Source organism: Sphingomonas sp. HT-1 (assembly GCF_048568905.1).
GTDB lineage: Bacteria > Pseudomonadota > Alphaproteobacteria > Sphingomonadales > Sphingomonadaceae > Sphingomonas.
In genome coordinates this window covers 2,893,481-2,911,872 of record NZ_CP183770.1, presented here as the reverse complement: position 1 = coordinate 2,911,872, position 18,392 = coordinate 2,893,481, and the positions used below count along the sequence as shown (strand labels likewise).

Annotated in this window: 15 protein-coding genes; 8 read left to right on the top strand and 7 right to left on the bottom strand. The window is 66.3% G+C overall.

The window, feature by feature from the left end:
• Positions 1-2: 2 nt before the first annotated feature.
• Positions 3-854, bottom strand: coding sequence for an N-acetylmuramoyl-L-alanine amidase family protein (locus ACNFJ7_RS13560; RefSeq protein WP_019369337.1), 852 nt, complete (start codon positions 852-854; stop codon positions 3-5).
• Positions 855-1,277: 423 nt separating this feature from the next.
• On the opposite strand from ACNFJ7_RS13560, the gene ACNFJ7_RS13555 reads away from it, so the two are divergent.
• From ACNFJ7_RS13555 to ACNFJ7_RS13535, 5 genes are all read left to right on the top strand, one after another.
• Complete coding sequence (locus tag ACNFJ7_RS13555) at positions 1,278-3,962, top strand: Rne/Rng family ribonuclease (protein ID WP_173644886.1); 2,685 nt, start codon at positions 1,278-1,280, stop codon at positions 3,960-3,962.
• Positions 3,963-4,064: 102 nt separating this feature from the next.
• Positions 4,065-5,438, top strand: coding sequence for a M48 family metalloprotease (locus ACNFJ7_RS13550; protein WP_026009111.1), 1,374 nt, complete (start codon positions 4,065-4,067; stop codon positions 5,436-5,438).
• Complete coding sequence (locus tag ACNFJ7_RS13545) at positions 5,438-6,211, top strand: DsbA family protein (protein ID WP_019369341.1); 774 nt, start codon at positions 5,438-5,440, stop codon at positions 6,209-6,211. The genes ACNFJ7_RS13550 and ACNFJ7_RS13545 overlap by 1 nt, the downstream gene beginning before the upstream one ends.
• Before the next feature lie 71 nt (positions 6,212-6,282).
• Positions 6,283-7,209, top strand: coding sequence for an ABC transporter ATP-binding protein (locus tag ACNFJ7_RS13540; RefSeq protein WP_019369342.1), 927 nt, complete (start codon positions 6,283-6,285; stop codon positions 7,207-7,209).
• Complete coding sequence (locus tag ACNFJ7_RS13535; protein ID WP_019369343.1) at positions 7,206-7,976, top strand: ABC transporter permease; 771 nt, start codon at positions 7,206-7,208, stop codon at positions 7,974-7,976. The genes ACNFJ7_RS13540 and ACNFJ7_RS13535 overlap by 4 nt, the downstream gene beginning before the upstream one ends.
• 17 nt (positions 7,977-7,993) lie before the next feature.
• Here the strand turns inward: ACNFJ7_RS13535 and ACNFJ7_RS13530 are convergent, their stop codons facing one another.
• The 3 genes from ACNFJ7_RS13530 to ACNFJ7_RS13520 form a co-directional block, all read right to left on the bottom strand.
• Positions 7,994-9,199 carry a DUF445 domain-containing protein gene (locus ACNFJ7_RS13530; RefSeq protein ID WP_019369344.1) on the bottom strand — a complete coding sequence of 402 codons (1,206 nt, stop codon included), beginning with the start codon at positions 9,197-9,199 and terminating at the stop codon, positions 7,994-7,996.
• A 188-nt stretch (positions 9,200-9,387) separates the two neighbouring features.
• Entirely contained in the window at positions 9,388-12,543 is a 3,156-nt protein-coding gene (locus ACNFJ7_RS13525; RefSeq protein WP_019369345.1) for an efflux RND transporter permease subunit, read from the bottom strand.
• A gap of 12 nt (positions 12,544-12,555) precedes the next feature.
• Positions 12,556-13,737 carry an efflux RND transporter periplasmic adaptor subunit gene (locus ACNFJ7_RS13520; protein WP_019369346.1) on the bottom strand — a complete coding sequence of 394 codons (1,182 nt, stop codon included), beginning with the start codon at positions 13,735-13,737 and terminating at the stop codon, positions 12,556-12,558.
• Positions 13,738-14,001: 264 nt separating this feature from the next.
• On the opposite strand from ACNFJ7_RS13520, the gene ACNFJ7_RS13515 reads away from it, so the two are divergent.
• Positions 14,002-14,730, top strand: a complete 729-nt coding sequence (locus ACNFJ7_RS13515; RefSeq protein ID WP_026009112.1) for an SIMPL domain-containing protein — start codon at positions 14,002-14,004, stop codon at positions 14,728-14,730.
• Positions 14,731-14,812: 82 nt separating this feature from the next.
• On the opposite strand, the gene ACNFJ7_RS13510 is transcribed toward ACNFJ7_RS13515, so the two are convergent.
• The 3 genes from ACNFJ7_RS13510 to ACNFJ7_RS13500 form a co-directional block, all read right to left on the bottom strand.
• A complete protein-coding gene (locus tag ACNFJ7_RS13510) occupies positions 14,813-15,070 on the bottom strand; it encodes a GlsB/YeaQ/YmgE family stress response membrane protein (protein ID WP_026009113.1) in 258 nt (85 codons plus the stop codon).
• Positions 15,071-15,281: 211 nt separating this feature from the next.
• A complete protein-coding gene (locus ACNFJ7_RS13505) occupies positions 15,282-15,581 on the bottom strand; it encodes a DUF1153 domain-containing protein (RefSeq protein ID WP_019369349.1) in 300 nt (99 codons plus the stop codon).
• Between the two features lie 102 nt (positions 15,582-15,683).
• Positions 15,684-15,863 carry a hypothetical protein gene (locus ACNFJ7_RS13500; protein WP_082664482.1) on the bottom strand — a complete coding sequence of 60 codons (180 nt, stop codon included), beginning with the start codon at positions 15,861-15,863 and terminating at the stop codon, positions 15,684-15,686.
• Between the two features lie 206 nt (positions 15,864-16,069).
• Between ACNFJ7_RS13500 and mnmA the strand changes: the two genes are divergently transcribed.
• Together mnmA and ACNFJ7_RS13490 are read left to right on the top strand one after the other, a co-directional pair.
• Positions 16,070-17,167 (top strand): tRNA 2-thiouridine(34) synthase MnmA, encoded by a 1,098-nt coding sequence (gene mnmA / locus ACNFJ7_RS13495; RefSeq protein ID WP_019369351.1) that lies wholly within the window; start codon positions 16,070-16,072, stop codon positions 17,165-17,167.
• 140 nt (positions 17,168-17,307) lie between these two features.
• The gene (locus ACNFJ7_RS13490) at positions 17,308-18,321 is read left to right on the top strand and encodes a phytanoyl-CoA dioxygenase family protein (RefSeq protein ID WP_026009115.1); all 1,014 of its coding nucleotides are present in this window, start codon (positions 17,308-17,310) and stop codon (positions 18,319-18,321) included.
• Positions 18,322-18,392: the final 71 nt, after the last annotated feature.

The window sequence follows — 18,392 nt, the reverse complement described above, 5'->3', positions numbered from 1 at the left end:
CTTCAGCGTTGCGGGCCGCGTGTGGCGAGAAAGATTTCGGTGGCGCGGCGCACACGCGCGGCGAGTTGCGCTCGCCCCGCCTCCGACCGGAGAAAGCGAAGATCCTCCGGATTCGAGACATAGCCCAGCTCGAACAGCACCGACGGCATGTCCGGCGCCTTCAGCACCATCAATGCCGCCATCCGCCGCGGCCTGGGGTGCAGCCGCATCACCCCCTTCACCTCGCGGGCCAGCAGATCGGCATAGCGGGCGGAAACCTCCATCGTCCGGCGCTGCGCCAGGTCGATCAGCAGCGATGCGACGTCGGCACCCGCCGCGCCGAGATCTACGCCGGACAGCAGGTCGGCACGATTCTCCCGGGCCGCCAGCCGCGCAGCTTCCTTGTCCGACGCGACTTCCGACAGGGTGTAGATCGTTCCGCCCGCCGCCTTCGCATCCCCCGCATCGTCGCAATGGAGTGACAGGAACAGCGCGGCGCCCATCGCACGAGCCCGATCTACGCGCTGCTGGAGCGATATGAAGCGATCGTCGTCGCGCGTCAGCGCCACCCGCATCCGGCCGGAAGCGCGCAGCGCGTCGCGGATCGCTTGCGCAGCGGCCAGCGTCAGCGCCTTTTCCGGCACCCCGTCCGCGCCGATCGCCCCGGGATCGCGGCCGCCATGGCCGGGATCGAGCACGACCAGGGGCAGATCGCGGCGCTGGGCGGAGGGCGCCGGGCGCGGCGTATCGCTCCGGCCACTGCCGGTCTCGGGCGCAGCCATCGCCAAGCCGGCGATCAGGGCCATTGCAAGCAGCACCCGATCGCTATGCCGCGGCGGCGGCCTGCCGGTCCAGCCGATTTCTCGAGCCGGCATTAACCATATCCCCACCCATCGATGGCATGCCCCGCTGGCGCCCGAGGCGCAGTTCCATCCCAATGGAAAGATCAAGTCGCCTTCTTGCGCCGCCAGTTGCCGCAGCGACAGAGCGGTGCTAGGCAAGTAACGCTTCCGGCATTGCGCCGGATCAGGCCGCGACCCTAAATGTCGCGACAGTTCAGGTTGACGCTCGCATGAGGCAATTTCCCCACCGTCCGCATCGCCAGGCCGTTTCGGCCGGCATCGCGGCGATGGTGGAGCCAGTGGACCGCCGGTCCGGGCGTGCCTGTGCAGCAACAGCAGTTTTTGAAACCCGCGCCACCCGGATCGGCCTTGTCGGTCGTCCGGTGCGCTTCTTGTATCGCGCGCTCGCGCCCCATTCCTTCGAGGAACTGTGCCGGCGCGCCCGGAGAATCATAAATGACCATGCGTATGCTGATCGACGCACGCCACCGGGAAGAAACCCGCGTGGCCGTCGTCAAAGGGAATCGAATCGAGGAATTTGACTTCGAGTCCGCCGAGCGCAAGCAGCTCAAGGGGAATATCTATCTCGCCAAGGTGACCCGGGTCGAGCCGTCGCTGCAGGCGGCGTTCGTCGATTACGGCGGCAACCGCCATGGCTTTCTCGCCTTTTCGGAAATCCATCCCGACTATTACCAGATCCCCAAGGAAGACCGCGAAGCCCTGCTGCGCGAAGAGGCCGAGCATGCCGCGCAGGAAGCCGCGCTGCGCGAGGCCGATGGGGACGATGACGACGATCACCACGACCACGATCATGACCACGACGACCACGAAGACGGCGTCGAGATGGTCGAGCGTGCTCATGACGACGAGGAAGCCTCGGAAGGCGAAGACGCGCCGCAGGGCGGCCGCCGCCGTCGCGGTCGTGGCGGCAATGGCGACGAGGCGGAGGCGCTGCGCCAGCGCCGCATGAATCTGCGCCGCCGCTACAAGATCCAGGACGTGATCCGTAGGCGTCAGGTGCTGCTGGTCCAGGTCGTCAAGGAAGAGCGCGGCAACAAGGGTGCGGCGCTGACCACCTATCTCAGCCTCGCCGGCCGCTACTGCGTGCTGATGCCGAACACCGCGCATGGCGGCGGCATTTCGCGCAAGATCAACTCGGCCGCCGATCGCAAGCGCCTCAAGGGCATCATGGCGGACCTCAAGCTGCCGCCGTCGATGGGCTGTATCGTCCGCACCGCCGGCCTTCAGCGCACCAAGACCGAGATCAAGCGCGATTTCGATTATCTCGCCAGGCTGTGGGACGAGATTCGCGAGAAGACGCTGTCTTCCTCCGCGCCCGCACTCGTCTATGGCGACAGCGACCTGATGAAGCGCGCAATCCGCGACATCTACAATCGCGACATCGATGAAGTGATCGTCGAGGGCGAGGAAGGCTATCGCCAGGCGAAGGACTTCATGAAGCTCCTGATGCCGAGCCATGCCCGCAAGGTGAAGCAATATGCCGATGCGGTGCCGCTGTTTCAGCGCGCCGGCGTCGAGGAGCAGCTGTCGGCGATGTACCATCCGGTGGTGCAGCTGAAGTCCGGCGGCTATCTGGTGATCAACCCGACCGAGGCGCTCGTCTCAATCGACATCAACTCCGGCCGTTCGACGCGCGAGCACAATATCGAGCAGACCGCGACCGCAACCAATCTCGAAGCCGCCCAGGAAATCGCCCGCCAGCTCCGCCTGCGCGACATGGCGGGCCTGGTCGTCATCGACTTCATCGACATGGATCATTCGTCCAACGTCCGGAAGGTCGAGAAGGCGATGAAGGAGGCGCTGAAGAACGATCGCGCCCGCATCCAGGTCGGCCGCATCTCGCCCTTCGGCCTGATGGAAATGAGCCGCCAGCGCCTGCGCACCGGCGTGCTGGAGGCCTCCACCCGCACCTGCCCGCATTGCGAGGGCACTGGCCTGGTCCGTACCGCCTCGTCGGCGGGCCTGTCGGCGCTGCGCATGATCGAAGACGAGGCCGCCCGCGGCCGCGGCTCGGAAATTCTGCTGCGCGCCAGCCAGGAAGCGGCGTTCTACGTGCTCAACAAGAAGCGCGGCGAGCTGGCGGAGATCGAGGATCGCTACGGCGTGATGATCGAAGTCGCCGCCGATGGCGAGCTCGAAGGCGCGCGCATGACGGTGGAGGCCTCGGGCCCGCCGCCGGCCTATGCGCCGAAGATCGAGCCGCTGCTCGAGGAGCCCGAAGAGGAGTTCGTCGAGGAGATCGAGGACGAGGAAGAGGAACTCGAAGCCGAGGCAGACGCCGAAGCCGCCGAGCCGCGCGACCGTGGTGAGCGGAGCGAGCGGAACGACAACGAAGGTCGCGCCAAGCGCCGTCGCCGCCGCCGGGGCCGCGGTCGTCGCGGTCGCGAGGAAGGCGGCAGCGATGCCGGCCAGGATGAGCAGGCCGACGCCGAAGCACCCGAAGGCGATGCCGACGAAGCGCCGGCCGAGGCCGACATGGTTGCGGAAGGCGAAGAGACCGTCGCCCAGCGCGAGGAAGGCGAGCGGAACCGCAAGCGCCGCCGTCGCGGACGTCGCGGTGGCCGTCGCGGTGGCGGCGACGAGGGCAGCGAGCAGTTGGCAGAGGACGGCAGCGAGGCAACCGACGCCGAAGCACCGGCCGAGCCGGTCGCCGAAGCGGCACCTGCTCCCGCCGCGGTAGAAGCCGAAGCGGAAGCCGAGGCCGAACCCGCCCCGGCACCGAAGAAGCGCACCCGCCGCAAGAAGGCAGATGCCGAGGCCGCACCAGCCGCCGAAGCGCCGGCCGCCGTCGAGGCTCCGGCCGAGGAGGCGCCCGCCAAGCCCAAGCGCACCCGCCGCAAGAAAGCGGATGCCGAAGCCGAAGCCGCCCCCGCGGTCGAAGCCCCTGCCGCTGTCGAGGAAGCGCCGGCCAAGCCCAAGCGTACTCGCCGCAAGAAGGCCGACGTCGCGGCCGAAGCGGCGCCCGAAGCACCGGCCGTCGAAGCGCCCGTGGCGCAGGACGTAGCGCCGGTCGAGGACGCTGCGGCAGCCGAGTCCGCGCCGGCTGAAACAACGTCGCAAGCCCCTGCAGAGGATGGCCAGCCGCGTCGCGGCTGGTGGCAGCGGACCTTCGGCGCTTGATGGGATCGCCCCGGCCGGGACGCCTTGCGCCGGGCCGGGGCGCCACCCACCATTAAGGGCGGCCGCGCCAGGGCGCCCGGCGTAGGAGTGCAGGAGTTCGATATGGCGCGTATCCATCGTCTGGCCACGCTGCTCGCGATGCTTTGCCTCGCGCTCTTCGCCGCACGGCCGGCGCTCGCGCAATCCGTTCTCCGCGACGCCGAAACCGAAGCGCTGCTGGCGGACATGGCGAATCCGCTGTTCAAGGCCGCAGGCCTCTCGCCGGCCAGCGGGCAGGTCGTGCTCATCGGCGATCCGTCGATCAACGCCTTCGTCGCCGGCGGCCAGATCGTCTATATCAATGCCGGCCTGATCGACGCCGCCGATAGCGCAAACCAGGTCCAGGGCGTGATCGCCCACGAAATAGGCCACATTATCGGCGGCCATGCCGTGTTCCAGCGCGACGGCGGCTATGGAAACATCTCGATCCTCAGCCTGCTGCTGGGCGCCGCGGCGATGGCGGCCGGCTCGGCGGAGGCGGGTACCGGTATCCTGATGGCAGGCCAGCGCGCCGCGATCGGCAAGTATCTCGCCTATAGCCGCGTCCAGGAATCTTCGGCCGATGCCGCCGGCGCGCGCATCCTCAACGGCGCCGGCGTAACCGGCAAGGGCATGATCGGCTTCTTCGAGAAGCTGACGCAGCAGATGCACCAATATGGCTATTACACCACCGGCCCGGAAGTGGATCCGTTCGCGCAGACCCACCCGCTGTCGCAGGATCGCGTGCAGACGCTGACGGCGGACCTGCAGAATGCGCCGAGCTGGAGCAAGCCGCTCGACCCCGATCTGGAACGACGCTTCAAGCGCGTTCAGGCCAAGCTGCGCGGCTATGCCAACGATCCCAAGGCCACGCTGCGGATCTATCCGAAAACCGATACGTCGGTGCCGGCGCACTATGCCCGCGCCTATGCCTATCACAAATCGGGATATCCGGAGCAGGCCGCGGCCGAAACGCAGGCGCTGGTGAAGCTAGCGCCCACCGATCCCTATTTCCTCGAGCTGGAGGGCCAGATCCTACTGGAGTCCGGCCAGCCGCGCAGCGCGCTCGAACCGCTGCGCAAGGCCACGCAGCTGTCGAACAATGCCCCGCTGATTGCCAGCACTTTCGGCCACGCGCTGGTCGCGACCGAAGACAAGGCCAATCTGAAGGAAGCCGAGCGCGTGTTGCGCGATTCGCTCACCCGCGATCGCAACAATCCCTTCGCCTGGATCAATCTGGGCACCGTCTATGATCGGCTGGGCGACGAGCCACGCACCGCGCTCGCTACCGCCGAGCGCGCCAATCTTATTGGCGATCCGCGCACCGCGCTGATCAGCGCGCGGCGTGCCATGGGCGGGCTGGCGCAGGGTTCGCCCGACTGGGTCCGCGCGCAGGACATCGCGATGGTCTCCGAACAGGCGATGAAGGACGACAAGCGCTATCGGGGCGGACGCTGATGGCACGCTGGTTCCGCCATCCGCTGGCGCTGATCGCCGGGTTTCTGGTGGCCGCGATCCTGGGCGGGGCGGTCGCGCTGGGCCTGCAGGCGGCGCTGCCCGGCCTGGGGGGTAACAAGGCGCAGGTGGAGCGCATCGTTCGGGCTTATCTGCTCGACCGGCCCGAAATCCTGCGCGAGATGATGGAACGGCTGCAGCAGCAGGAAACTGCCCAGCAGCAGCAGGCGCAGGAAGCGGCGCAGGGCGCGATCGCCGCCCAGATGCCCGCGCTCACCACCGCCTTCGGCAGCGCCTGGGCGGGCAACCCCAAGGGCGATGTGACCGTCGCCGTGTTTATGGACTATGCCTGCGGCTATTGCCGGGCGAGCCTGCCGGCAGTGGCGGAACTCGTCGCCAAGGACCCCAATGTCCGCATCGTTTATCGGGAATTCCCGGTGCTGGGGAATGCCAGCGTCACCGCCGCGCGCTTCGCGCTTGCCGCTGCCCAGCAAGGGAAGTTCCGCGCCTTCCACGATGCCTTGTTCGCTGCCGACGGGCCCAGCGACGCAGCGATCGCCGACGCGCTCACCAAGGCCGGGCTCGACCGGGCGGTCGCGGAAAAGGCAGCCGCATCGGAAAGCGTGACGCGCGAGATCGAAAGCAATCACAAGCTGGGTGCCCAGCTGGCGATGAATGGCACGCCTTCCTGGGTCGTGGGCGGCAAGATCCTGTACGGCGCGCGCGATTATGCCGCGCTGGCGGAGGCGGTGGCAGCGGCACGCAAGGCCAAGTAGAGCCATATGCCCTTGCCGCTCCGGCGGCTGCCCCCTACCTAACGGCTTCCTTCCGGCCGGGGCTTTCTTCCATGCAACCCATCCTGTCGCTACGCCAGGTCAGCAAGACCTACGCGTCGGGCCATACCGCGCTTGATCACGTTGATCTCGACATCCGGCGCGGCGAAATCTTCGCCCTGCTCGGCCCCAATGGCGCCGGCAAGACGACGCTGATCTCGATCATCTGCGGCATCGTTACTCCCAGCACCGGCACGATCCTGGTCGATGGCGACGATGCGATCCGCCATCCCCGTACTGCGCGCGCGAAGATCGGGCTGGTGCCCCAGGAAGTGGCGGTGGACATGTTCTCGCGCGTCGGATCGGCCGCCCGCTTTTCGCGCGGCCTGTTTGGCAAGGCGCCGGATTCCGCCTATTGCGACCAGCTGCTGAAAGACCTGTCGCTGTGGGACAAGCGCGACGCCAAGGTGATGGAGCTTTCCGGCGGCATGAAGCGGCGCGTGATGATCGCCAAGGCGCTTGCGCACGAGCCCGAGATCCTGTTCCTGGACGAGCCGACCGCCGGCGTTGACGTCGAGCTGCGGCGGGACATGTGGAAGCTGATCGGGCGGCTGCGCGATCGCGGCACCACCATCATCCTGACCACCCACTATATCGAAGAGGCCGAGGAAATGGCCGATCGGGTGGGCGTGATCAACAAGGGCAAGCTGTTGCTGGTCGAGGAAAAGGCCACGCTGATGCGTAAGCTCGGCAAGCGCGAACTGGATCTTAGCCTGGTCGAGCCGCTCCATGCCCTGCCGCCAGCGCTGGCCGACTGGCAGCTGAGCCTGGAGGACGAGGGCCGGCGCCTGCGCTACACCTTCGATGCCCAGGCGGAGCGCACCGGCATCCCCTCGCTGCTGCGTACGCTGCACGAACTGGGCATCGCCTTTAAGGATCTCGATACGTCCAAGTCGAGCCTGGAAGATATCTTCGTCGATCTGGTGGGGGCACGCGGATGAGCGGCATCAACGTCCATGGCATCTGGGCCATCTACAAGTTCGAAATGGCCCGCACGCTGCGCACCCTGTGGCAGTCGATCGCGACGCCGGTGATCACCACGTCGCTCTATTTCATCGTGTTCGGCGGCGCGATCGGCAGTCGGATCGATTCGATCGGCGGGGTGAATTACGGCAGCTTCCTGGTGCCCGGGCTTATCATGCTGTCGCTGCTCACTCAAAGCATCGCCAATGCCTCGATCGGCATCTATTTCCCCAAATTCACCGGCACGGTGTTCGAACTGCTCTCCGCACCGATCTCGGCGGTCGAGATGGTGGTCGGCTTTGTTGGCGCCGCTGCCACCAAGTCGGTGGTCATCGGGCTGATTATCCTCGCCACCTCGGCGCTGTTCGTGCCGCTGCGGATCGACCATCCGGCGGCGATGTTTGCCTTTCTGGTGCTGACGTCGATCACGTTCAGCATGTTCGGCTTCATCATCGGCATCTGGGCGCGCAGCTTTGAACAGCTGAACATCGTGCCGTCGCTGCTGGTGACGCCGCTCACCTTCCTGGGGGGCGCCTTCTACTCGATCGACATGCTACCCCAGCCCTGGCACGCGATCAGCCTGTTCAACCCGGTGGTGTATCTGATCAGCGGTTTCCGCTGGAGCTTTTTCGGCAAGGGCGATGTGGCGATCGGCTGGAGCCTTGGCTTTACCGGCGGCTTCCTGCTGCTGTGCCTCGCCTTGATCGTTTGGATCTTCCGCACTGGATATCGCCTGAAGAACTGACGTAACGGCGTGCTGCGTTACAGCAGCACGTCCACTGCATGGATGGCAACGCCCACCATGCCGCCCACCAGCGTGCCGTTGACGCGGATATATTGCAGGTCGCGGCCGACGGCGTTTTCGAGGCGCGACGTCACCGTGCGCGCATCCCAGCCGCGGATCGTGTCGGACACCAGCCGGACGATCCCGTCGCCATAATCGGATGCCGCGCCGACGGCGGTGCGGCGGACGAAGCGATTGATCGTGCGGGCCAGCCGCGCGTCGGTCTGCAGCGTGCCGCCGAACTGCCGCAGCGCCTCGCCCATGCGGCCGCCGAGCGCGCGTTCGGGATCGCGGGCCAGCCGCAGCATCGCCGCGCGGCTCTGTTCCCACAGTCCGTCTATCCAGCGCTGGAAGCCCTGGTTCTCCAGCATCTCGAGCTTGAACGCCTCTACCCGCGCCTGCAGCGCCGGATCGTGCTGAAGCCGTTCGGCCAGGCTTTCCAGCCCTTCCTCCACCTTGGCGCGCACGGGGTGCTCGGGGTCCTCGGCCATCTCGTCGATCAGCTTCTTCAGCCCCTCGATGATCTTTGTGGCGAGCGTCTCGTCGAGCCCGGTCCAGCGCATCACCGTTCCGGCGCGGGCGTGCACCATGTCGCGGATCAGATGTTCGTTGGCATCGAGGATGCGGGCGCCACCACGAACCATTGAGTCGAGCAGCGGCAAGTGGCGACCATTGGCGATCGCGGCTGCCAGCGCCTGGCCGAACAGCGGCGCGACATCGATCGCCCGGAGGCGGGAGGCGATCGCACCCTTCGCCATGCCGCCCAGCCGTTCCTGATCGAGCGATTCGAGCACGCTGGCCGCCAGCCGAGATGCCCCCGCGCCGATGCGGCCTGTGCCGTGCGACGGCGCCGCCAGCCAGCGCCCGGCAGCGCCCGCCACGTCCAGCCGCTGCATGCGCCGGGCGACGACCCTGGGAATGAGGAAGTTGTCGCGCAGGAACTGGCCGAGCGTCTCGGCAATGCGATCCTTGTTGCGCGGGATGATGGCGGTGTGCGGGATCGGCAGGTGCAGCGGATGCCGGAACAATGCCGTCACCGCGAACCAGTCCGCCAGACCGCCCACCATCGCTGCTTCGGCGAAGGCGCGCAGAAAGGGCATGACGGGATGCAGGTCCGCATACTGACGCGCCAGCAGGAACAGTGCCGCCATCAGCAACAGCAGTCCGGTGGCGACGCGACGCATCCGGCGAAGGCCGGGAGGAACGCTGTCGGCGGACGAGGGAGAAAGCGGGGTCATGCAACGTGCAACGCGGTTCAGCGCCGCATGCTCCCCGGATCACGCGGGCAACGAGATCGGGAGGACATCATACAGGCGCACATGCGCCGGACCATGCCCTCCCCCGCCCGCCCCCGCAAGCATGCGGGAGGCGGTTACTCCGCCGGCTGGACGTTGTCGTCGCCCGGCTTGTGATCGATCGCGGGCTTGTTCTGCGCCGGCCCGAGCACGATGCTGCCATCGTCCCCCGGCCGATAGGTGAGCAGCCGCCGCGACAGGCGCGGGCCGAGCCAGCCTTCCAGCCCCACGGCCAGGCTGAACAGCGCCGGCACGATCACCAGCGTGAGCAGAGTGGACACGATCAGGCCGCCGATCACCACCACGCCCATCGGCGCGCGGAACGAGGAGTCGCCGTTGATCGACAGCGCCGTCGGCACCATGCCCGCCACCATCGCGATCGTGGTCATCACGATCGGCTGGGCGCGCTTGCGGCCGGCATCGACGATGGCGACCATCTTCGGCACGCCCTTCTCCATCTCCTCCAGCGCGAAGTCGACGAGCAGGATCGAGTTTTTGGCGACGATGCCGAACAGCATCAGCATGCCGATATAGACCGGCAACGACACCGGCATGCCGAGGATCGCCAGCGCGATCAGCCCGCCCAGCGGCGCGTTCCACAGGCTCGCCATGTTGACGATCGGCGACACGAAGCGGCGATAGAGCAGCACCAGCACCGCGAAGACCAGGAAGATGCCCGATGCCAGCGCGATGATGAAGTTGTTGATCATCTCGCCCTGCCACTTGGCCTGGCCCACGGTCATCTCGGTCACGCCGAGCGGCAGGTTCTTCATGATCGGGAGATTGTGGATCTCCTTCATCACGTCGCCCGAGACATAGGGCTTGCCGGTCGCGGGATTGACGCCCAGGTCCGCGCCCACCACCAGGCGGCGCTGCAGGTTCAGCCGCTCGATCTTGGTCGGCCCCGCGGCAAAGCGGATATCCGCCACCACCGACAGCGGCACCGATCCGCCGGTCTGGGTCTGCACGCGCATGTTCTGGAGCGTATCCAGCTTCGTGCGGGCATCCTCGTTCAACGCGACGCGGATCGGGATCTGGCGATCGGAGAGCGAGAAGCGCGCACTGTTCTGTTCGATATCGCCCAGCGTCGCGACGCGGATCGCGTTGGACAGCGCCGCGGTGGTCACGCCCAGATCGGCGGCGAGATCGAGCCGCGGCGCGATCACGATTTCCGGCCGCTGCAGATCGCCCGAAACGCGCGGTGCGACCGCAGACTTCAGCCCTTCCATCTGCTTCACCAGCGTCAGCGCGGTCTGGTTGAGCAGTTCCGGATCCTCGCCGCCCAGCGTGATCGTCAGGTCACGCCCCGACGAGCCCCAGCCGAACTGCGACCGGAAGTTGACGCGCGCATCGGGAATGGCGCGCAGCTTCGGCGCAACGCGCTTCTCGAACTCGGTGCTCCGCTCGGCCCGCTTTTCGGCGAGATCGGCGGTGACCCGGCCGCTGCCGACCAGCGTGCGGGCATAGGTATGCTCCACGCCCGGTTCGGCGCGCAGGATGCCGGCGACCTGCTGCACGACGCGGTCGGTCTGCTCGAGCGTGGTGCCGGGCACCATTTCGATGGTCGCGGTGACGCTGTCCTGGTCCTGCGCCGGCTGGAAGGTCTGCGGCATGGTGACGAGCAGGCCGATGGTGCCGGCAAGCGACAGCACATAGGCGAGGATCGCTACCCAGCGGTGCATCAGCGTCCATTCGAGCAGCCGCACATAGCCGCGCATCACAGCGCCGCCGCCATGTTCGGTATGGCCGTGCGCCTTCAGGAAATAGGCCGCGATCATCGGCGTCAGCATCCGGGCCACCGCCAGCGACATCAGCACGGCGGCAACGACGGTGAGGCCGAAATTTTTGAAGAACTGGCCCGAGATGCCCGGCATCAGGCCCACGGGGAGGAACACCGCGACGATCGACATGGTGGTGGCGAGCACCGCTACACCGATCTCGTCGGCGGCATCGATCGATGCCTGATAGGCCGATTTGCCCATGCGCATGTGGCGAACGATGTTCTCGATCTCCACGATCGCGTCGTCCACCAGCACGCCCGCCACCAGGCTGAGCGCGAGCAGCGTCATCTGGTTGAGCGTGAAGCCCAGCATGTCCATGAACCAGAAGCTCGGGATCGCGGACAGCGGGATCGCCAGCGCCGAGATCACCGTCGCCCGCCAGTCGCGCAGGAACAAGAACACGACGATGACGGCGAGCACCGCGCCCTCGATCATCGCCTCCATCGCGGTGTGATACTGCTCGAGCGCATATTTGCTGGCATTGTCGAGCAGCTCGAAGCGGACCTTCGGGTTGCTCTTTTCCAGCGCGCGCAGCTTCTTCTGGGTTTCGTCGAAGATGGTGACGTCCGACGCGCCCTTGGCGCGCTGGATGTCGAACGAAATCACCGGATGGCCGTCATAGCGGGCGAAGTTGCGCTGCTCGGCATTGCCGTCCTTCACCAGCGCGATATCCGCCAGCCGCACGACGCGGCCGTTACCGGTGGAGATCTGGGTCTGCCCCAGCGTATAGGCGTCCTTGGCGTTGCCAACGACACGCAGCGACTGTTCGAAGCCCGAAATCTCGGCGCGGCCGCCGGCGGCGTTCAGGTTCACCTGGCGCAGCTGCTGGTTCACCTGGCTCGCGGTAAGGCCGAAGCTGGCGAGCTTCACCGGGTCCAGCACCACGCTGATCTCGCGGCTCACCCCGCCGTTGCGCTGCACGGCCGCCATGCCGCTGATCGACAGCAGTTCCTTGGTGACGGTGTTGTCGATGTACCAGGAAAGCTGCTCGACCGTCATGTCGGTGGCAATGGCGGTGAAGCTGGCAACTTCGTTGGCGCTGGCGGCGTCGACGCGGCCGACCTGCGGCTCCAGGATGCCGTCGGGCAGGTTGCCGCGGATCTGCTGGATGGCGCTGCGCACATCTTCCACCGCGCGGTCGATCGGCGTGCCGATCGCCAGCTGGACCACCGTCTGGCTGTTGCCTTCGGAAACGGTGGAGTTGATCTCGTCGATGCCCTGCAGGCTGCGCACCGCGGATTCAACACGCTGCGTCACCTGCGTCTCCAGCTCGCTCGGCGCGGCGCCGGGCTGGCTGATCGAGATCCAGACGATCGGGAAGTCGATGTCCGGATCGTTGTTCACGTCCATGCGCGAAAAGCTGACCAGCCCCGCGATGGTGAGGAACAGGAACAGGACGATCGGCGGGACCGGGTTACGGATCGCCCAGGCAGAGATGTTGCGAAAGCTCATCGCGCCGGTCCCTTACTTTTTCTCGAGTTGGGGAATGACCTTCTGGCCCGGGTTGAGGAACGCGCCCGCGGTCATCACCACGCGCTCGCTGCCGTTCAACCCGCTCGTAACCCGCACGCCCTGATCCGTAACATCGCCCGTGGTGACGGAACGGCGCACCGCTTCGTTCTTTTCGTTCAGGATGTAGACGAAATTGCCCTGCCCATCGCTCTGCACCGCAGATTGCGGCAGCACCACCGCCGTCACCGAACCGGCGACGATGGTCGCACTGGCAAAGCCGCCGGGGCGGAGCGCAGGATTATAGGGCAGCTCGACGCGAGCGATGCCCTGCCGCGTCGACGGATCGATCACCGGCGACACCTGCCAGACCTTGCCTTCGAACCGCAACTGCGTGCCGACCGGCGTCACTTCGGCGGGCGCGCCCACGCGCAATTTCTGGATGTCCGCTTCGGCAAGCTGGGTGCGCAGTTCGAACTGGCCGCCCATCGCCATGCGGAACAGCGCGCCCGAGGCGGAGCTGACGATCTGGCCCGGCTCGATCTGGCGAGCGAGCACCAGCCCCGCTTCCGGCGCGCGGATATCGAGCCGATGGTTGCGGGCCTGGGTCTCGGCGAGCTGCGCCTTGGCGACTCGCACGCGGGCAAGCGCCTGGTCGCGGGTGGCGGTGCGCTGATCGATATCGGCGCGCGAAATGAAGCCGTTGCTCACCAGCTTCTGCGCACGCTCGAGATTGGCCTGGGCGAGCTTCGCCTCGGCTTCGGCGACGCGGATCTGCGCGGCGAGCGACTCGGCGGTCTGCACCTGCACCGAGCGATCGACCGTGGCGAGCACCTGTCCCCGCTGCACCCAGCTGCCTGCATCCACCAGCACGCGCGTGACGATGCCGCCTTCGCCGGCAACGCCCACCGGCATTTCGCGCTTGGCGGCCAGCGATCCGGTACCGGTGACGATCGTGGAGATCGTCTGGCGGCCCGGCGCGGCGACGGTCACCGTCTGCAGCTGGCCCTGCGCCTTGCCGCCCTTGGCGGCTGGCACCTGCTCGCTGCCGGAACGGCTCATCATCAGGAAGGCGGCGATCACGACCAGCGCAAAAGCACCCAGCCCGATCCACAGCCAGCGCCGCCCCCGCCGCGCCGGTTCCCCCTCGAAACCGAGCTGCTCCTGCCGTCCCAACATGCCTGCCTCGTAATTCATGCGCCTACCCCGCTCAGGACGAGCGATCGCCCCCGGTCGCACTGTATTATCGGAATATATCACCGCCGACAAGCCGGTGTCTTGCCGCGGCAAGAAATGCCCGGTTCCACGGTCACGCGCAAGTCGCCACCAGAAAATGCCATGTATATGCGATTGCTTGCAAGTAACGACGGGCCCGTGGGCCCGAACAATCCGTTCAGGCTGCATTCGTCTGCAACCGTCGACAAGCCGGGGCAGATCAACGATCAAACCGAGGAGACCTTCATGATCCGCACCCTGCCGCTGGCCGCCGCACTGCTCGCATGCGCTGCGGCGCCGGCCGCCTACGCCCAGGCGATTCCCTTGGCACAGGCGATTCCGGCCGATGGCACCGTGCTCGATGTCGTCGCCGACGGCACCACCACCCGCGTACCCGATCTCGCGTTGATCCGGGCCGGCGTCGTAACCGATGCACCCAGCGCGGCAGAGGCGCTTCGGCTGAATGCCAGCCGCATGGGGGGCGTGCTCGCGGCGCTGCGCAAGGCCGGCGTCGCCGAACGCGACTTGCAGACCACCGCCGTCAGCCTGGCGCCGCAGTATCGCTATCAGGAAAACAAGCCGCCAGTGATCACCGGCTATCAGGCATCCAACCAGGTGACGGTGCGGTTCCGCGACGTGGCGAAAAGCGGTCCGATCCTCGATACCCTGGTCGCTCAGGGTGCGAACAACATCAGCGGCCCTGAACTGACGCTATCCGACGCGGACGGCGCGCTCGACGAGGCGCGCCGAGACGCGATCAGCCGCGCTCGTGCGCGGGCAACGCTCTATGCCCAGGCGGCGGGTCTGAAGGTGGAGCGCATCCTGGTGATTTCGGAGGCCGGCACCACCGCTCCGCCTGCCCCCATGCCGATGCTGATGCGCGCCAAAGAATTCGCGCCGCAGGCCGATACCGCCATCGTGCCGGGTGAACAGAAAATCACCGCCAGTGTTTCGGTGCGCTTCCTGCTGAAGTGAGCTAACTGCGGCAGAATGCGCCAACCAAGAAAAAAAGGGCCGCCCCCATGGGGGCGGCCCTTTTTGATAGTCGCGTTCGTGCTTAGCGCACTGCGCCACGACGAACCAGGTTGACGATCGCGAGCAGGATGACAGCACCCAGCAGCGACACCAGGAACGTCATCGGGGTGATGACACCGCTGTTGATGTTCCCGCCGAAAAGCAGGCCGCCGATGAAGGCGCCCACGATGCCGACGACGATGTTCAGGAAGATACCCTGCTGGGCATCGGTCCGCATGATGATGCTGGCAAGCCAACCGACGACGCCGCCGATGACGAGCCAAATGAGAAAACCTACCATTCGTCCCTCCTTTACTTGCCCGGCGTCCCGGGCGACATGGAGGAAATCAATCAATGCCACAGTTTGTTCCGGAAGCATATTTTCGCGGATCGGCGGAACCGGAATGCAGGCAGCCAACATGGCAAGGCGGCCGAAACGAAGTGGCATGAAGTTGCCATACGACGGGCAACGATGTGGCGGCGCTCCCCCTGCCGAGCGCGCGCCAGGATCTTCAGAATTTCTGCTGCCGCTCGTACAGTGATCGATAGTGCTGGATCCGCGTGACGCGCAGACCGGGCATGCCGGATCGATCGATCGCCCGCTGCCATCCGGCGAATTCCTCCACCGTAAGGCCGTAACGCTCGCACACCTCGTCGACGGTCAGCAATCCCCCGTTCACCGCGGCGACGACTTCCGCCTTGCGGCGCACCACCCAGCGGGTAGTCTCCGGCGGCGGCAGCGTCTCCAGCGTCAGCGGTTCGCCGAGCGGACCGATAACCTTGGCGGGACGGATCTTCTGGTTCTCAATCATCTACCAACCTCTTCGGGGCGAGGCCCTCGTTACGCAAACACGGCAGAGACTGTTACGCATCCGCCTTGAACATCGGCTAAAATGGCAAGGTAAACACGCACTTCACTCTTCCCGCCACCGGCTGAGCGCCGCCGCCGCTGCATGGTGGAAGGCACCATGGGCAGGGGCGAGCAGCGCCGCGCGCGGCATCGGCATAGAAAGGCGCGTCTGGATGCGCGCGGTGGGGCTTGCCGCCTGCCGCGTGGCAATGCCGACCAGCAGCACCGCGAGCCCGATGGGCATCGCGGCGGCCGCAGGATCGCTAGCCAAACGGGCAAAACTCAAATCCACCAACGCATTCCAGTTCGCTCTGTCTACAATGGGCGTGTACGCCAACAGTGCTGAAGGGCGGGTAAAAGCCGTGGGAACGGTAGCTTAACCTGGGTTCCCGAAGGCTTTCCACCCGCACCGGGTAGCGTCCGCATCGGGAAAACCCTATTTGGCCGCGCATGAACCTAGGTGATTTCCAGCTGCCCGAGCCGCTATCGGCGCGCAGAATCGTCGTTGCCATGTCGGGCGGCGTCGATTCTTCGGTCGTGGCCGCGCTCGCCGCGCGCAGCGGCGCGGAGACGATCGGCATCACGCTGCAGCTCTATGATCATGGCGAAGCGGTGGGGCGTGCCGGCAGTTGCTGCGCCGGCCGCGACATCCGCGACGCCCGTGCCGTATGCGACAAGCTGGGCATTGCCCATTACGTGTTCGATCACGCCAGCAGCTTCCGCACCAACGTGATTGACGATTTCGCGGACGAATATCTCGCCGGCCGCACCCCAATCCCCTGCGTCAAATGCAATATGGGACCGAAGTTCACAGATCTTTTCGCGCTCGCCCGCGATCTGGGCGCAGACTGCCTGGCGACCGGCCATTATGTCCGCCGCGTGGTCGGCACCGAGGGTTCAGAACTGCACCGCGCGGCCGATCCGGCGCGAGACCAGAGCTATTTCCTTTTTGCGACGACGGCAGCACAGCTAGACTACCTGCGATTCCCGCTTGGCGGCCTGCCCAAGCCGGCCGTTCGCACCCTGGCCGCCGATCTGGGCCTGGCCGTGGCGGGCAAGCCCGACAGCCAGGACATCTGCTTCGTGCCCGACGGCGATTACGCGTCGCTGGTAAAGAAGCTGCGGCCGGAGGCGGAGGACGGCGGCGACATCGTCGACGAGACAGGCCGCAAGCTGGGCGAGCATCGGGGACTGATTCATTTCACCGTGGGCCAGCGCCGCGGGCTGGAGATCGGTGGAGCCGCCGAACCTTATTATGTGCTACGGCTAGATGCGGCGACCCAGCAGGTGGTCGTAGGGCCGCGGCGGGCCCTGGCGGTTGCGGCAGCGCGACTGGAAGGCGTGAACTGGCTGGGAGGCGCGTACCGCGGCCCGATGCGCGCCAAGGTCCGCAGCCTTGCCAAGCCGATACCAGCCCGTTTCGACGGGAAGCGCGTGGTTTTTGACACGCCTGAATATGGCGTTGCTCCTGGTCAGGCGGCGGTGCTGTATGCCGAGGATCGCGTGCTCGGCGGCGGGTGGATCGCACAGACCGAACGGGCCGAATAGCGGCACGGCGAAGGCACAGGCCCATACGGCCCATGCCTTTCCAAAGACTTGACGATACGCACATAATCACAGAAGCGCAGTCGCCTGCTGGGGCTGCGTGTTTGCGCGACCGGCCATGCTGTGTTCGAGCGAGACCGTATATGCACTCCCTTTTGGCGGCGCCATTCTGGCTCGCTCAACTTGCAACGGGCGCAAAATCCTTTCGCGACAACCCGCTGATCGGCTCGCATCGCCTGAATGCCATGGGGCTGCACGCCGCCCGCGTTCGCATCGCCCACCACCTCGCTTGGCTGCGCCGCCGGCGCCTGGCGGCGGGCGTCGATGCGGAGCAAAGGGCGGCATTTGATCGGGACGGCTTCGTCCTGGTTCCCGATTTTCTTCCCGCTGCGCTGTTCGAGCAGTTGCGGGAACGCATCCTGCAGCAGCGCTTCGAGACACGCGAGATGCGCCAAGGCGACACGATCACCCGCCGAGTAGCGATCGGGCCTTCCTTTCTCCGCAGCGTACCCGAAGTACGCGCACTAATCCGGGATCATCGATTCGCCGGGCTGTGCCGCTATGTCGGCAGTTTTCGCAGCGAACCGCTTCATTATGTGCAGACCATCGTTACCGAATGCGATCCCGGTGATCCCGATCCGCAGACGCGGCTGCACGCCGACACCTTTCATCCGACGGTAAAAGCCTGGTTCTTCCTCAACGATGTCGAGGAAGCCGACGGGCCCTTTTCCTATGTGTCCGGCTCCCATCGCCTGACAGCCGAGCGACTGGAATGGGAGCACCGCCGTAGCCTGGAGGTGGGCCGAAGCGACGACTTCCTGTCCGCACGCGGATCGCTTCGGATCGGCGCGGAGGAACTGGCAGGCCTCAAGCTGCCGCCGCCCCAATCCTTCCCGGTTAAGGCCAATACCCTTGTGGTGGCGGATACCTGCGGATTCCATGCCCGGGTGGCGGCCAGCCGGCCAAGCCGCCGTCTCGAACTCTGGTCGTTCGGACGGCGCAATCCGTTCCTGCCTTGGGCGGGCGGCGATCTGCTGAGTATGCCCGGCATCGCCGAACGCCGGATAGAAGCGATGTGGTCAGCCCGCGACCGACTCCAGAAGTGGATGGGGCAACCGTGGCAAACAAGCGGCAGTAAGAGGGTATTCGACGATTGATCTCGTCGGCAAGTCTTGCGCTCGGCCGTGATGCCTGCAAGAAGCGGGCCGGAATTTATTGGATTTCAGTG